This is a genomic window from Janibacter limosus (genome assembly GCF_004295485.1).
Lineage (GTDB): Bacteria > Actinomycetota > Actinomycetes > Actinomycetales > Dermatophilaceae > Janibacter > Janibacter limosus_A.
On sequence record NZ_CP036164.1, the window covers coordinates 3,202,469 to 3,216,506 of the forward strand.

A 14,038-nucleotide genomic window follows, 5' to 3' on the forward strand; every position below is an offset into this window, starting at 1 on the left:
ACGAAACGACCCTCCGTTGTCCGTCGTCGGCCGGATCACGGCGATCCTCACCGTCATCGAGAAGGCGCCGGGTTCGGTCGGCATCAGCGAGCTCGCTGCCGCAACGGGACTGGCGAAGGGGAGCGTCCACCGCCTCGTCGGCCAGCTCCTCGAGGAGCGACTCCTGGAGCGCTCTGCGGACGCCCGGCTGACGCTCGGGGTTCGCCTCTTCGAGCTCGGCTCGAGCGTCCCCCTTCCCCGCACGCTCGCCCAGGCGGCTCGGCCGCTGATGCTCGACCTGCACCACGCGACCGACCGGCAGGTCCACCTGGCGGTGCTCGACGGGGTCGAGGTCGTCTACGTCGAGATCGTGCACGGCGGTCTGCCACTCGCCTCGAGCGTCGGTGGCCGGTTGCCCGCCCATGCCACGGGAGTGGGCAAGGCACTGCTCGCGTACTCGCCGCAGGCGGTCGTGGCCGATCGGGTCGAGGCGGGCCTCGACCCGATGACACCGCGCACGATCTCCACACCGGCCGGGCTCACCCGGGCCCTGCAGGACATCCGCACGGTCGGCACCTCCTACGACCACGAGGAGTCCCACCTCGGGGTCTCGTGCGTCGCAGCGCCCGTCTTCGGCGCGGACAAGAAGATCCGGGCCGCTCTGTCGGTCACGGGGCACACCCCGCGGATGGACCTGCCCCTCCTGGGGGTGGCCGTGCGCACCGCAGCCTTCACGCTCTCGCGACAGCTGCGGGACGCCGGCCTGTAGCTCACCGTCGGCCTTGGTCGTCAGCTCAGGGTCATCGCTTGATGAGCGGGCTCTTCAGCCCGGAGCCGTTCTTGTCGGACTCGTCGAAGAAGTCCTCCCGGAAGATGTCCCGGGGGAACAGCCGCCGGCTCATCAGGGTCTTCAGGGCCGCGTCCACCATCGGCGGGGGACCGCACAGGTAGCCACGGCAGCCGATGAGCCGCTCGTGGTCGGCCTCGATGACCGTCGTGACCATGCCGTAGGCGTAGCCGTCCGGGTCGTCGCCGTCGGCGGCGACCTGCTCGGGTGTCTCGTCGGAGAGGCAGGGCCGGTAGGTGAACTCGTCGTACTCGTCCTCCAGGGCCCGAAAGGCCTCGACGTCGTAGAGGTGCGCCCGGGTACGCCCCCCGGCGTAGAGGGTGATCTCGCCCTCGTACTCGCCGGCCTCGAAGGCGTGCCGCACCATCGACTTCAGCGGCGCGACGCCGGTGCCACCCCCGACGAGGATCGCGTGCTTGTCGTCGCCGGTCTTGAGCACGAAGCGGCCGTACGGCCCCGACATTCGGACCTCGTCCCCCTTCGCCAGGGACTTGAAGACCCAGCCGTCCGTCCCGCGCCCACCCGGGACATTGCGGATGTGGAACTCCAGGCGGGTGGTCTCGCCGGGTGGCGAGCCGATCGACCAGGTGCGGTCGATCGGCTCGTCGGCCTCGGCGACGGGCACGGAGAACTTCATGTACTGGCCGGCGTTGAAGCCGATCTCGCGGTCGAGCTCGACGACGAGGCGCTTGGTGTCCTGCGCGATGTCCTCGAGGACGACGACGGTGCCGGTGTAGTCCTCGACCGGGAAGACCTCCATGTCCTCGTCGACATCGAGGTCCGCCTCGATCGTCACGTCCTCCCGCGGCTTGGCGCAGCAGGTGAGCAGCTTCCCTTCGTCCCGCTCGAAGTCCATGAGGGCGAAGGTGCTCGCCTCACCGAGGTCCACCTCACCGTCGAGCTTGTCCACCTTGCAGGTGGCGCAGGTGCCGTGGGTGCAGCTGTGCGGCAGCCACACCCCCGCCCGGAGGCAGGCATCGAGGATCGTCTGGTCCTCGTCGCACTGGACCTCGCGGCCCACGGGTTCGACGGTGATCGTGTACTTGGTCATGGTTTCTCTCCTGGAGCGGGACGAAGGGGGAAGCTCAGGCGGCCACGCGGGTGCCGATGACGTCCTTGTGCCGGACGCCGAGATCGGCGAGGGACTGTCCGTCCTGCGGCTCGAAGGGCTTGCCGTGCAGGGTCCACGTCCGGCCGGCGGCCGGGTCGTAGTCCGGGTCCTCCTCGGCGAAGGGCACGAACAGCTGGTCCTTGAACTCCGCCCAGGTCATCTCACGCGGCGCGCGGAACATGACCGGTGCGGCGAACCACAGCGTGTCCTGGAACCACACGGACACCAGCTGGTCGTCGCCGTAGTTCTCCGCGGCGGACCGCGACGGGAAGTTGTACTCGCCCAAGCTCTTGATCGCCATGTCAGGCACCTGCCTTCGTCTCGTCGCTCACCGTGCTCGTCTCTGCCGCAGCCTCGCCCTGCCAGGCCACCCAGTTCTTGTGGTCGCGCGAGCCGAGGTACTCACCCGCGTCACCGTCCTGCAGTCCGTACCAGTCGAGGACCTCCGGCACGGTCGGACCCCCGCAGTTGCCCTGGTAGATCTGGTGCACGGGCAGCCAGGCCTGGCGGTACTTCTCCGGCTCGCGCTCGAAGATCCACTGACAGCCGTTGGAGCAGGTGTGGTAGATCTCGCCCTCGAACTCGGACTCGTGCTGGGCAAGGACATTGGGCTCGCCCGGCTCGGTGAAGAGCATCGGGACCTGGCAGACCTGGCACAGCTGCGGCAGGCCGCGAGCGAAGTGACGCCCGCCGTTCTCGATGTTCTTCTTCTCCTTCTCCCACAGCGGCCGGTAGTACTTGTCGAAGGTGTCCGGGTAGGCCTGCGACAGCCAGTCGAGGTGCTCGTCGGTCGGAGCGCTCGTCGTGAATCCGGCGGCGAAGGAGAACTGGTAGAGGGTCCAGTACACCTGGTGGGAGAGGACCTCCTTCTCCTTGATGGCGTCCTCGACGTGGCGCGGGGGCTTGATGCCGTAGAAGGCGAGGTCCTGGAAGAGGCCGCCGAGCATCTGCTCCTCGAAGTACAGCTCGAAGGACTCCTTCCAGCTCATGACCTTGCGCGGCAGCATGTAGTCGAGCATCTGCGCGATGAGCGCCGTGACGCGGTAGGAACGCCAGAACCACTTGTCGATCCAGCCCTGGACGATCTCGACATTGGCCTCGTCCTGCTCGAGGAGGAACTTGATCGCCTCGAGGCCGAGGGTCATGTGACGCGACTCGTCGGACTGCGCGGAGAAGCCGAAGGTCATCGTCGGCAGGTCACCGTTGAAGGACGCGCCGGACATGAAGGGCACGAAGAGCAGGTTGGTCAGCAGGTACTCGAAGGAGAAGCCGATCGCGATGAGGAACTCGAAGGGCCCGCAGGAGATGGCGTCCTCGAAGAAGCTCTTGGGAACCGACAGGTACCAGACCCGGTCGAACTGCTCGGGCCAGTTGTGGAAGCCCGAGTAGTGCTTGTTGTAGTTGCTCAGGGTGTGGATCTCGGTCTGCATGTGCCGGATCTCGTCGATGGACTGGCACAGGGCCGCGAAGCGCGGGCCGGGGCCGGCGAAGTGCCGAGCGAGGTAGGCGAAGTGGCGGTGCGCGCCGTACTCCAGCGGGGTGACGCCCTGGATGAAGAGCTTCATCGCGTTGAGATAGGAGGCGTCGGTGAGGCCGAGGTGGCCCTGGCCCTGGGCGAAGCCGTCGATGACGGCATAGAGGCGCTTGTCCTTCTCCGCCTGGTACTTGCAGTACGAGTCGATCGTCAGGCGGAAGGGGTCCTCCCAGGCCGCCCAGTCGTGGATCTTGATGCCCTCGTACTCGAGGTGCGGGAACATCTCGTCCTTGGTCACATAGCTGGGCTCCCAGTCGAGTCCGCGGGTGAGGGCCTCGTAGCGGGCCTTCATCGACAACTTCTTGGGCTTCTTGCTCTTCTTCTCGGGTGCGAGAGTCATCTCACGTCTCCTGTGAACGTCGTTGTTCGGTCTGTTCTTCACGCGCGTCGAGGTGCGAGGCCGGCTGCGGCCGAGCCTCGAGACCCCCTGCTCAGTGGTCCCAGGCGATGACGATCTCGTCGTCGTCCCATTCCTGGATGTTGCCGAAGTAGCTGACGATGGCCATCTGGAACTCGTGGGTCTCCCACTCGCGGCCGACCTTCTCCTCGACCGTCTCCTGGTTGATCACGATCCGTCCGGGAGCGGTGATCCGCACGAGGCCGGGGGTGTGCATGACGGTGCACCCGGGGTTGTCGGCCTCGATGGCCTCGATGACGGGCCGGTTGGACTCCGACTCCTGGATGACCACGCCGACGTCGCGCACGGCCTTGGTCTGCGTCTGATCGGTTGCTGTCTGCTCAGTCATGTCCGACTCCTTGTCTCAGGCCTGCTCGCCGGTGTGCGCGGAGCGCACCTCGGCGGCCTTGGCGGTGATCCGGTCGACGGCCTTGATCCCGTCGCCGAGCAGCTCCTCGATCCGGGCGGCGAAGGGGGTGACCGCCTCCAGTGCCGTGTCGACAGCGGCGGCGCCGTGCTCGGCGAGCAGCGCGGAATTGGTCTCACCGAGCTCGGGGTCGGCACGCCAGGCCTTGTACAGGGCGTCGATCCACTTGCGGTTGTCGTCGAACCAGTTCGACATGTGCTGCGAGATGAGCGAGTAGGCGGGCGCCCCGCTGTTGACGGCCTCGTCGTCGAGGTAGCGGTAGAGCAGGTCGTAGAGCAGGTGGTCGACGGCGTCGAGCTGCAGGAGCGCGACACCCCAGTCGGACTCGACGATGGTCTCCTCGGCGAGCTTGCGCAGGGGCTGCAGCGCCGCGTCGTCCATCCAGTGCTCCTTGGCCTCGGTCAGGAGGTCGGCGGTTCCGCCACCCAGGGCGATGCCCGCGCGGCTGAGGACCTGGGCGTTACCGACCCGGTCGAAGCCGGAGTAGGCCGCCGCCTGGGTGATCGTGGCGCCGAAGGCGAAGCGAGCCATGCCGCAGAGGATCAGCTGGCCACCGCTCTCGAGGTGGCGCAGCGGGACGACGAGCTCGGTGAGCACGCCCTTCCAGCCGTCGGAGAGGCGCTCGAGCAGGCCACGGTCCTCGATGTACTGCAGCGAGGTGGCGAAGGCCTCGTGGTGAGCGGCCCGGGCCGTGACGTAGGGGGCGTAGTAGAACTGCCGCGGGTCGAGGAAGGAGTAGGTGTCAGTCAGCCGGAAGACGCTGTAGGAGTCGTCGTAGATCTCCCGCGTCGGGTCCCAGGTGGGCCGGTAGTGGAAGTGCTCCTTGGGCTGGACGTCGATGATGCCCTCGAGATAGCGCGAGGCCGGCTTGTCACCGAAGCGCTTGGCGACGTGGGTGAAGGTCTGACGTTGGGGCTCGATGACCTGGGTCTTGAGTTCGTACTGCACTGGACGTTCTCCTCGGTCGTGGTGGGGCGAAGGGGGGTCAGGCGGAGGTCGGCGTGTCGGCGCCGGCCTCCAGGAGCTGGACCAGCAGGTCCGGCAGGGCGTCGGGTCCGACGAGCTCGCGCGCTTCGTCCCCTTCGTCGAAGGTGCCGACGATCCGGCCGAAGGCGCGCCCGTCGGCGAAGGCCGTCGAGCAGCGCGCACCGGCGTCGCCGTAAGTGACGGTGAAGGCCAGCTCGTCGGGGAGGGCCTCGTCGACCAGGTCGAGGTGTGCGCGGCCCGGGCCGAGGATCGCGTTGCCCTCGCAGACGTACTGCTCGGCGAGGGAGCGCAGGGCGACGTGCCGGTCGGCGCCGGTCCCGGTCGCGACGCGCTTGCTGATGCGGGTCTCCGGGACGGTGGTGCCGCCCGGGGCCAGCCCGGCCAGGTCCTGCTCCGGTGTGCCGACAAGCTCGGCCACGCGGGTCATGAAGGGCGTCATCCGCTCGTCTCCCTAGGGTCGATCGGAGTACGGGCTTCGCCCATCACCCCGATGTGATGTGTGCTGACGAACGTAGGCCGGTCGCGGGCTCCCCACGATCCACCCGACGCAACCTCTGTCCACCTGACGCACCCGGCTGGTTGGCCAGAGGTGTTCCGTGGGCCGGAACGCCTCGAGGTGGGAGACTGGTGGAGGTCATCATCGATGGAGCAGTGATGATCGCGAGAGGAGTGCGATGAAGCACCTTCGGGAGACCGCCCCCCGGTTCGAGGACTGGGAGGGGCTGCAGGAGGCGCTCGCCGATGCCTACTTCCCTCACGCGATGCACCCAAGCTCCTCCCCGCGGGAGGCCGCAGCATCCGGCCTGGAGGTCATCGACCTCGGCAGCTGCCGGCTGGCGCACATCCGCTTCGGCGCGACGGTCGGCATCGAGTCCGACCACCCCGGAGCGGTCGCGGTCAACATCCCGCTGAGCGGCCACCTCGCCTCACGCATCGGCAGCCTCGACTTCGACGCCGGCCCCGGTCAGGCGACGGCCTTCCCCGCGGACACCCCCGCGCGGATGCCGGCGTGGACCCCAGACGCGGACGTACTCGGGCTGCGTATCGACGCCGAGCACCTGCGCCGGGAGAGCGAGCGGGTCTTCGCCCGCAAGGACGTCGTGCTCCCGACCGAGATCGACCTGCGCACGCCGGCCGGCCGGGCCTGGTTCCAGATGGCCCGCACGACCTTCGACAACGCTCGCGACTGCGGCGGGATCCTCTACCAGGACCCGCAGGTCGCCGCGTCGATCGCGAGCATGCTCGTCACCGGCCTGCTCCTCGCGGCCGTCCCCGAAGAGCCGCCCGCCCAGGGCGCACTGCGGCCACGGCCGGTCCACCGGGTCATCGAGGCCATCGCGCTCGACCCCGCGCGAGCCTGGTCACCGGCGGATCTCGCCGTCATCGCGGGGGTGAGCGTTCGTCGGCTGCAGCAGTCCTTCCGCGAGCACGTGGGCACCACCCCCTTCGCCCACCTGCACGACGTGCGGCTCGAGCGCATCCACGACGACCTCGTCCACGGACGGGGCGGGACGGTCACCGACGTCGCCCTGTCGTGGGGGGTGACCCACCTGGGTCGCTTCGCCGCGGCCTATCGCGACAAGTACGGCGAGCTGCCCAGCCACACGTTGGCCACGGCCAGCTGAGCGCCGCCCCCCTTCTCCCCGGCACGTCGGGTGAGACTCTCCCCGTTCCGTCACGTCGGGTCAGGCCGATCGCTCGTCTGCATTGCCCTATGGCAATGCAGACGAACGGTCGGCGAAAGCTCGGGTCAGACGTTGTCCGGGAGGGGCCCGGTGACCACCGCTGCCGCTCCGGCGGCCGCGACCTGCTCGTCTTCCTCCGCCGAGCCACCCGAGGCTCCGATCGCGCCAACCAGCTCGCCGTCGACCGTGATCGGGACGCCGCCGCCGAAGGCCGCGACCCCCGGACGGTTGCCGATCCCGCGAATCACCGCGTCCTCTGCGGCCAGCGCCTCGTAGAGGCCTGCCGTCGGTGCACCACCGAAGCCGACGCTCGTGCACGCCTTGTCGATGGCGATCGGACCGGAGTGTGCGAAGGCGCCGTCCATCCGGGCGAAGGTCAGCAGCGCGCCGCCGGTGTCGACCACCGCGATGTTCATCCGCAGGCCGTGCTCGGTGGCATGTGCCAGGGCAGCGGCGAGCGCCGCCCCGGCCCCCTCGAGGGTCAGGACGGCGCTGCGCCGGGTGTGGCTCATCAGGTGAGGACGCTGGTGAAGCGCTCGTTGAGCTCGCGGGAGTGGTAGAAGATCCCCTTGCCGATCTGGTCCACGGTCCAGACATTGGTCGGGCGGTCCGGGAAGGCGAGGTAGCCGCCGCCGAAGACCTCGTTGCGGTTGCCGCTCGGGTCGAAGAAGTAGGTCGTCTGCCCGCGGGTGATGCCGTGACGGGTCGGCGTGACGTCGACCGCCACGTCGTCCATCGTCAGCAGGTCCGCCGCGTGCCCGACCTGGCTCCAGTCGTCCAGCCGGAAGGCGAAGTGGTGCAGCTTGCCCTGCGGGCCGCCGATGACCGCCATCTGGTGGATCTGGTTGTTGGAGGTCAGCCAGGTACCGGCGAGCTCGTGGTCGTCCTCGAGGCTGGTCTGGATCCGCTCGGTGGGGTAGAAGTCGAAGACGTCCATGAGGAGCTTCTCCATGAGCTTCGGGTCCTCGCAGGTGATCAGCGAGTGGTCGAGCGCCGGGACGCCGATGCCCACGAGGTGCCGGGGGAAGGGGTCGGGGTTGTGCGTGCCGACCTCGGTCCCGATGGCCGTCTGGGAGTGGTAGACCTCGAAGACGTGGTCGCTGGTGGTGGTGAAGCGGATGCCGTCACCGACCTCGGGGTTCTCCCCGGCGGACATGCGCTCGACCGTCAGCCCGAAGGTCTTGGCCTTGTTCTCGATGGCCTCGATGTCGGCCTCGTGCTGGGCCTTCCACCCGTACTTGACGACGCCGACGCCACCCTCCTCGAGGACGACGGAGTGGTGGTCCCACTCGTCCCAGCCCTTGTAGAAAGTCCGCTTGTTGCCCTCGGGCGAGACGTCCTCGAGGGTCTCGTACAGACCCATCGTCGACCCGTAGTGGTTCTTCGCCTCGGTCATGTCGGTGACACGCACGTGGGCGTACCCCAATCGCATGATGCCCATGTCTACTGCTCCTCCGGTGCGGTGCTGGCCGCCCTGGCACGCTCGCGTGCCTTCGCGTTGAGCTGGCCCAGCAGGGGGTTGACGAGGCGCAGGGACGCGTCTCGCATCTGGATCGTCAGGTCCTCGTCGGGGACAGCACGACAGCTCAGGCAGGTGCCGTCGGCGCGCTCCGTCGCCGTGATGACCGAGTCGGCCACGCGTCGGTTGTACGTGAAGGAACCCTCGAGGACGTCCACCTTGCAGATGCCGCAGCCTCCGCGTCGGCAGCCCACCGTGCACGCATAGCCAGCCTTCTGCAGACCGGCCAGCACGGTGTCGTCGGGCGAGATGAAGATCTCGGCTCCCGACGGCTGCACGATGATGGTTGCCACCGAGCACTCCTTCGTGGTCGACATCGAGGCATCGGCGCCCCGTTGCCTCCGACTCTCTCCCACTATGTGGACGAAGGGGGGTGGCGTTCCCCTTCGCGGAACGAGGACCTCCTCGGACCGGCGACTTTCGGGGCGGTCAGCCGTTGTTGCGCTGCTTGGCCCGGATCATGTCGAGGGCCAGCACGGCACCGATGGTGCCGAGCTTCTCGGGGACCGGCACCTGCGGGACGAACCCGAGGACATAGCGCTCACGCCCGAGGAATGCCTGGGCCACGCCGGGCCAGCTCCGGCTCGCGGTGGCGGCCAGACCACCCGGTCCGGTGACGGTGAACTCACGGTCGAAGACCGACCCCTCGAGTCGCAGCACGGGACCGGTCGCCAGCTCCACGCGCAGCGACTTCTTGAAGAGGGTGAACTCCTTGACGATCTGGGCCAACGGCTGGCCCCAGCCGTCCGTCACCGTGAAGCGGTCGAGCCCGATGCCCACGATGTCGTCGACCCGCAGCAGCAGGGTGTTGTCCCCGTCGACCACTGCGAGCTGACGGTTGCCCATGAACATCCGGCTCGCCGTGCTGCCCTCGGTGACGATCCGCCCGATGGGCTGACCGCCGAGGTCCTGGATCCCGAAGTCACTGGAGAGGAAGGACCTGACCTGGTCCATGACGAGCGCATCAGTGGTGAGGATTCCCATGGCGACATCCTCCACCCGACCTACCCGTAGGTGTCGCGTGGCCCCCGGCCATCGCTCGTGCGCCGCAGGCCACGTGACCACGAGGGTGCACTCGGACCGTGGACCCGGATCTCGTGGACGACGTCGGGCCCGACGGACTCGGCGATCCGCCCCAGCAGCGAGCTGGAGAGCAGCCGGATCTGGGTCGCCCACGCCGTCGAGTCCGCCCGGACCGACAGCACCCCCGCCTCGAAGGTCACCGGCTCGCAGTGCTCGGCGACCTGCCGCCCGACGATCTCCGGCCACCGACCCATGACCGACCCGGCGGCCACGTCCACCTGCCAGCCGCGGTCGCCCATGAGCCGCTCGACCTGGTCGCCGATGGTCTGCGGGTCCCGCCCGCCCATCGACAGGACACCCTGCGGTTGCCACGTCCGCTTGCGCTTCGGCTTCATCCCGGGCCGCAGGCCCTTCTTCGCCGCGGCCGCGCGGGCCCGGGCGAGGGCAGAGGCGGCCGCGTCCTCGACGGTCTCCTCCACCTCCGTCTCCTCGGGGCCACCCGAGGACGGAGGGACCTCCCCTTCGCTCATGGCGGGGTCACCTCACCCAGCGTGACCGCATAGGTCCGGCCCTCGAGCACCGCCGGGACGTCCTGCGGCACGGCGGCGGTGATGAGGACCTGCTCGCAGTCGGAGATCAGCGCGGCCAGGCGGTCACGGCGCCCGGAGTCGAGCTCGGCGAAGACGTCGTCGAGGACCAGCACCGGGTCGTCGCCGAGGTCGTGACGCAGCAGGTGGTAGGCGGCGAGCCGCAGCCCGAGGGCGAAGGACCACGACTCCCCGTGGGAGGCGTAGCCCTTGGCGGGCATCGGCCCGAGCCCGAGGACCAGGTCGTCCCGGTGCGGTCCGACGAGGTTGACGCCCCGCTCGACCTCCTGGTCGCGCACCCTGGCCATGGACTCGAGCAGCATCGTGCGCAGGTCGTCCATCTCGGGCACCTCGCCGGCCGCGATCGCCTCGGCCGCCTCCTCGTGGAGGGAGCTGCGGTAGACGACGGTCGCCTCCGACTGGTTTGCGCTGACCTCGCGATAGGCCTCCTGCAGGTGCGGCAGGAGATCACGCAGCAGCCGCAGCCGGGCGTAGAGCAGCTGGCTGCCGACCGTCGCCAGGTGGTCGTCCCAGATGTCGAGGGTGCGCACGGCCTCCTCGGCGGCGGCCTTCGGGTCCACGCCGTCCGGCGCCGACTGGCTACGCCGACCCCGCCCACGTCTGCCGCCCAGGAGCGCGGCCGCGGACTTCAGCAGGGCGCCGCGCTGCTTGAGGATCTTGTCGTAGTCCGAGCGCACGCCCGACCAGCGGGGTTGGCGCTGCACGAGCAGGTCGTCGAGGAACCGCCGGCGCTCGCCCGGGTCACCCTTGACGAGGGTCAGGTCCTCCGGGGCGAAGAGGACGGTGCGCAGCGTGCCGAGGACGTCCCGGGTGCGAGGAAGGGGGGACCGGTTCAGCTTCGCCCGGTTGGCCCGACCGGGCGTGATCTCCAGCTCGACGAGGCTCTCCCGGCCATCACGCACCACGGCGCAGCGCACGATCGCCCGGTCGGCGCCGAAGCGCACGAGCGGCTGGTCGGTCGCCACGCGGTGGCTGGAGAGCGAGGCGACATAGCCGATCGCCTCGACGAGATTGGTCTTGCCCTGGCCGTTGAGGCCGACGAGCGTGGTGATGCCGGGCTCGAGGGCCACCTCGGCCGCGGGATAGCTGCGGAAGTCGCCGACGCTCAGGTGACGGACGTACACGTCACTGCGTCGACTCGGAACCGCTCGTCGGTCCGGGCGACCCGCCGGTGCTCTGCGTCCCGGACGTCGGGCCGGCGTCCGCGGCGTCGCCCTGGGCGGACTCCTGCGGACCCTGCGGCGTCTCGATCTTCTTCTTCTCCTGCGCCCGGCTGGCCGCGGGGGAGGCCACTCCCCTCGCCGCCTCGGCGCGCAGGTCCTCACCCTCGGCGACGGTCATCACCTGGTGCCCGCCGAACTGGCCGCGCAGCGCGGCGACGGCCTGCATCGCCGGGCTGACCTTCTGGCGGGAGGCGAAGCGGGCGAAGAGCGAGGCCGAGATGACCGGCATCGGCACGGCGTTGGCGATGCCCTCCTCGACGGTCCAGCGGCCCTCGCCCGAGTCAGCGGTGTAGTCGCTGACGTCGTCCATGCTCGGGTTCTCCTCGAGGGCCTTGACCATCAGGTCCAGCAGCCAGGAGCGCACGACGGTGCCGCGGCTCCATGCCTTGAAGGCGCCGGGGACGTCGGTGACGATGTCCTTCTTCTCGAGCAGCTCGTAGCCCTCGGCGTAGGCGTGCATCAGGCCGTACTCGATGCCGTTGTGCACCATCTTGACGTAGTGCCCCGCACCGACCTCGCCCGCGTGGACGAAGCCCTCGTCGCGCGGACCTTCGGGTCGCAGGGCGTCGAAGATCGGCATCGCGAGCTCGACGTGCTCGGCATCGCCGCCGACCATCAGGCCGTAGCCGTTGTCGAGCCCCCAGATGCCGCCCGAGACGCCGCAGTCGAGGTAGCCGACACCCTGGGCACCGAGCAGCTCGGCGTTGGGCGCGTCGTCGCTGAAGCGGGAGTTGCCACCGTCGATCACCAGGTCACCCGGCTCCAGCCGGTCGGCGAGGTCGGTGATCACCGACTTGGTGATCTCACCGGCCGGCACCATCACCCAGACGACGCGTGGCGCCTGCAGTGCATCGACCATGGCCTGGACGCTCTCGGCGTCCGAGACCTCGGGGTTGGTGTCATAACCGATGACCTCGTGGCCGGCGCGGCGCACACGCTCTCGCATGTTGCCGCCCATCTTGCCCAAACCGATGAGACCGAGCTGCATGACGGACCTTCCTGACGGGGCACCCTGGGACAGGGCGAAGGGGGGATCAGCCGGCGAGCCGCACCGGCTGGAGGACGTAGCGGTAGGTCGTGTCGAGCTCGCCGTCCTGGCTGTCCTGGCCGGTGACCATCGCCGGCTTCAGCGGAGCGGTGAAGGACAGCCGGGTGAAGGTCGTGCCGAGCACGCCGAGCCCGTCGAGCAGGTAGCCGGGGTTGAAGGCCACCTCGATGTCCGGTCCGTCGACCTTGGCCTCGACGGCCTCGGAGGCCTGGGCGTCATCGCCGGTACCTGCCTCGATGGTCACCTGACCGTCGGTGAAACGCAGCCGGACGGGGGTGTTGCGCTCGGTGACCAGGGCGACGCGCTTGACGGCCTCGGTGAGCACCTCGGTGTCGATGACGGCCTCGGTCTCGCTCGAGCTGGGGAAGATCTTGGAGACCTTGGGGTACTCGCCGTCGAGCAGCCGGCTGGTCGTGTGGCGCTGACCGGCCTCGAAGCCGACGAGACCCGACCCACCTGCGGCTGCGCCGAGGGAGACCTCGATCGAGCCCGCGGCACCCAGGGCCTTGGCCGTGTCGGACAGGGTCCGTGCCGGGATGAGTGCGACGTGGCTGGCATCGGAGACGTTGGGGCTCCAGGTCAGCTCACGCATGGCCAGGCGGTAGCGGTCGGTGGCCAGCAGGGTGACCTTCTCGCCCTCGATCTCGACGCGGACGCCGGTGAGGATCGGCAGGGTGTCCCCGCGGTCCGCCGCGATCTGGACCTGCTGCACGGCCTGGGTGAAGGCGGTGCCGTCGATGCTGCCGCTGCCCTCGGGAGAGGTCGGCAGGGTCGGGTACTCGTCGGCCGGCATCTGCAGCAGGGCGAAGCGCGAGCTGCCGCAGGTGACCTGGACCTTGGCGCCGTCCGTCACGACGTCGACCGGCTTGCCGGGCAGGTTGCGGGAGATGTCGGCGAGCAGGCGGCCGAGGACGAGGACGGTGCCGGGCTCGGTGACCTCGGCAGCAACCGTGATGCGTGCCGAGACCTCGTAGTCGAAGGTCGACAGGGTGATCGTGCCGTCGTCCGCCGCCTCGATGAGGACGCCGGCCAGGACGGGGACCGGCGGCCGGTTGGGCAGGCCACGGGCCACCCAGGTGACCGCCTCGGCCAGGACATCGCGCTCGACGCGGAACTTCACGGCAAACCTACTTTCGACGCGCTCCTGCGCGAGCTCATCCGAATGACACAACTAGTCACGCGCAGCACAGCGCATGGATTGCTGACATTACGCGTTCGGGGCCGTGCTGGTGAATCGAGGTCCTTGTCATTTCGGTCGCGGTGTCCGTCCACAGGTCGGGCCGTGGTCATGCGTGGGGGAGGAAATGGATGGATAGAGGTCTCATCGTTGTCATAGGCGGTGTGGATACCGTGGACAAGTGCCTCCAGGCCAGTCATGGCGGGGTTCTTGGCTGTGGACAACGGGGTGGACTGCACGTGGACATGTTGCTGAGGCTGTGTGCGGTGCCAGCTCGTCACCAGACCCACGCTGTCCTGCACACCTCGTGCACAGGCTCATCCTCAGGCTCCTGTGGGCAACACATCCTTGATTTTCCGCCCGTGCAGGATCTGTCGTCCTGATGGGCGAACCCACGGGTGATCCGAGAGGCGTCATGTGGACGACACGCCGCCCTGTGCGGGCCCAGGTGTGGATGACCGTCAGGGGTTCGC

At 69.0% G+C, this 14,038-nt stretch carries 16 protein-coding genes; 2 read left to right on the forward strand and 14 right to left on the reverse strand.

Features of this window, described 5'->3' with window-relative positions; all coding sequences use genetic code 11:
* The first annotated feature begins 16 nt into the window (after positions 1 to 16).
* Positions 17 to 748, forward strand: a complete 732-nt coding sequence (locus EXU32_RS15380; protein ID WP_207233822.1) for an IclR family transcriptional regulator — start codon at positions 17 to 19, stop codon at positions 746 to 748.
* Positions 749 to 779: 31 nt separating this feature from the next.
* Here EXU32_RS15380 and EXU32_RS15385 read toward each other — a convergent pair whose 3' ends face one another.
* The 6 genes from EXU32_RS15385 to EXU32_RS15410 all read right to left on the reverse strand — a co-directional run bounded on the left by EXU32_RS15385 (position 780) and on the right by EXU32_RS15410 (position 5,721).
* Positions 780 to 1,877, reverse strand: coding sequence for an NADH:ubiquinone reductase (Na(+)-transporting) subunit F (locus tag EXU32_RS15385; protein WP_130630697.1), 1,098 nt, complete (start codon positions 1,875 to 1,877; stop codon positions 780 to 782).
* Positions 1,878 to 1,911: 34 nt separating this feature from the next.
* Positions 1,912 to 2,238 carry a phenol hydroxylase subunit P4 gene (locus EXU32_RS15390; RefSeq protein WP_130630698.1) on the reverse strand — a complete coding sequence of 109 codons (327 nt, stop codon included), beginning with the start codon at positions 2,236 to 2,238 and terminating at the stop codon, positions 1,912 to 1,914.
* 1 nt (position 2,239) lies between these two features.
* Entirely contained in the window at positions 2,240 to 3,811 is a 1,572-nt protein-coding gene (locus tag EXU32_RS15395) for a YHS domain-containing protein (RefSeq protein ID WP_130630699.1), read from the reverse strand.
* 91 nt (positions 3,812 to 3,902) lie between these two features.
* A complete protein-coding gene (locus EXU32_RS15400) occupies positions 3,903 to 4,217 on the reverse strand; it encodes an MmoB/DmpM family protein (protein ID WP_130630700.1) in 315 nt (104 codons plus the stop codon).
* 15 nt (positions 4,218 to 4,232) lie between these two features.
* Positions 4,233 to 5,243 (reverse strand): phenol 2-monooxygenase, encoded by a 1,011-nt coding sequence (locus EXU32_RS15405; RefSeq protein WP_130630701.1) that lies wholly within the window; start codon positions 5,241 to 5,243, stop codon positions 4,233 to 4,235.
* A 37-nt stretch (positions 5,244 to 5,280) separates the two neighbouring features.
* Complete coding sequence (locus EXU32_RS15410; RefSeq protein ID WP_130630702.1) at positions 5,281 to 5,721, reverse strand: hypothetical protein; 441 nt, start codon at positions 5,719 to 5,721, stop codon at positions 5,281 to 5,283.
* A 235-nt stretch (positions 5,722 to 5,956) separates the two neighbouring features.
* Here EXU32_RS15410 and EXU32_RS15415 point away from each other — a divergent pair, with 235 nt between their 5' ends.
* A complete protein-coding gene (locus tag EXU32_RS15415) occupies positions 5,957 to 6,907 on the forward strand; it encodes an AraC family transcriptional regulator (protein ID WP_130630703.1) in 951 nt (316 codons plus the stop codon).
* 125 nt (positions 6,908 to 7,032) lie between these two features.
* Here the strand turns inward: EXU32_RS15415 and EXU32_RS15420 are convergent, their stop codons facing one another.
* The 8 genes from EXU32_RS15420 to dnaN form a co-directional block, all read right to left on the reverse strand.
* Positions 7,033 to 7,479: a GlcG/HbpS family heme-binding protein gene (locus EXU32_RS15420; RefSeq protein WP_130630704.1), complete on the reverse strand. Its 447-nt coding sequence runs from the start codon at positions 7,477 to 7,479 to the stop codon at positions 7,033 to 7,035.
* Positions 7,479 to 8,408 (reverse strand): catechol 2,3-dioxygenase, encoded by a 930-nt coding sequence (locus EXU32_RS15425; protein ID WP_130630705.1) that lies wholly within the window; start codon positions 8,406 to 8,408, stop codon positions 7,479 to 7,481. The genes EXU32_RS15420 and EXU32_RS15425 overlap by 1 nt, the downstream gene beginning before the upstream one ends.
* 2 nt (positions 8,409 to 8,410) lie before the next feature.
* Positions 8,411 to 8,779, reverse strand: coding sequence for a 2Fe-2S iron-sulfur cluster-binding protein (locus tag EXU32_RS15430; RefSeq protein ID WP_130630706.1), 369 nt, complete (start codon positions 8,777 to 8,779; stop codon positions 8,411 to 8,413).
* 136 nt (positions 8,780 to 8,915) lie between these two features.
* Positions 8,916 to 9,470, reverse strand: coding sequence for an LURP-one-related/scramblase family protein (locus EXU32_RS15435; RefSeq protein ID WP_130630707.1), 555 nt, complete (start codon positions 9,468 to 9,470; stop codon positions 8,916 to 8,918).
* A 20-nt stretch (positions 9,471 to 9,490) separates the two neighbouring features.
* The gene (locus EXU32_RS15440; RefSeq protein WP_242612814.1) at positions 9,491 to 10,039 is read right to left on the reverse strand and encodes a DUF721 domain-containing protein; all 549 of its coding nucleotides are present in this window, start codon (positions 10,037 to 10,039) and stop codon (positions 9,491 to 9,493) included.
* Complete coding sequence (gene recF, locus EXU32_RS15445) at positions 10,036 to 11,241, reverse strand: DNA replication/repair protein RecF (RefSeq protein WP_130630708.1); 1,206 nt, start codon at positions 11,239 to 11,241, stop codon at positions 10,036 to 10,038. The genes EXU32_RS15440 and recF overlap by 4 nt, the downstream gene beginning before the upstream one ends.
* A 1-nt stretch (position 11,242) precedes the next feature.
* Positions 11,243 to 12,328 carry a phosphogluconate dehydrogenase (NAD(+)-dependent, decarboxylating) gene (gene gnd, locus EXU32_RS15450; RefSeq protein WP_130630709.1) on the reverse strand — a complete coding sequence of 362 codons (1,086 nt, stop codon included), beginning with the start codon at positions 12,326 to 12,328 and terminating at the stop codon, positions 11,243 to 11,245.
* 46 nt (positions 12,329 to 12,374) lie between these two features.
* Positions 12,375 to 13,508, reverse strand: a complete 1,134-nt coding sequence (gene dnaN, locus EXU32_RS15455; RefSeq protein ID WP_130630710.1) for a DNA polymerase III subunit beta — start codon at positions 13,506 to 13,508, stop codon at positions 12,375 to 12,377.
* Between the last annotated feature and the right edge of the window lie 530 nt (positions 13,509 to 14,038).

Excerpts from the sequence above, each read along its gene's own strand:
- EXU32_RS15425 (WP_130630705.1), bottom strand. The coding sequence starts at position 8,408 with ATGGGCATCATGCGATTGGGGTACGCCCACGTGCGTGTCACCGACATG.
- EXU32_RS15435 (WP_130630707.1), bottom strand. The coding sequence starts at position 9,470 with ATGGGAATCCTCACCACTGATGCGCTCGTCATGGACCAGGTCAGGTCC.
- EXU32_RS15395 (WP_130630699.1), bottom strand. The coding sequence starts at position 3,811 with ATGACTCTCGCACCCGAGAAGAAGAGCAAGAAGCCCAAGAAGTTGTCG.
- gnd (WP_130630709.1), bottom strand. The coding sequence starts at position 12,328 with ATGCAGCTCGGTCTCATCGGTTTGGGCAAGATGGGCGGCAACATGCGA.
- EXU32_RS15415 (WP_130630703.1), top strand. The coding sequence starts at position 5,957 with ATGAAGCACCTTCGGGAGACCGCCCCCCGGTTCGAGGACTGGGAGGGG.
- EXU32_RS15420 (WP_130630704.1), bottom strand. The coding sequence starts at position 7,479 with ATGAGCCACACCCGGCGCAGCGCCGTCCTGACCCTCGAGGGGGCCGGG.
- EXU32_RS15390 (WP_130630698.1), bottom strand. The coding sequence starts at position 2,238 with ATGGCGATCAAGAGCTTGGGCGAGTACAACTTCCCGTCGCGGTCCGCC.
- EXU32_RS15400 (WP_130630700.1), bottom strand. The coding sequence starts at position 4,217 with ATGACTGAGCAGACAGCAACCGATCAGACGCAGACCAAGGCCGTGCGC.
- EXU32_RS15385 (WP_130630697.1), bottom strand. The coding sequence starts at position 1,877 with ATGACCAAGTACACGATCACCGTCGAACCCGTGGGCCGCGAGGTCCAG.
- EXU32_RS15440 (WP_242612814.1), bottom strand. The coding sequence starts at position 10,039 with ATGAGCGAAGGGGAGGTCCCTCCGTCCTCGGGTGGCCCCGAGGAGACG.
- EXU32_RS15410 (WP_130630702.1), bottom strand. The coding sequence starts at position 5,721 with ATGACGCCCTTCATGACCCGCGTGGCCGAGCTTGTCGGCACACCGGAG.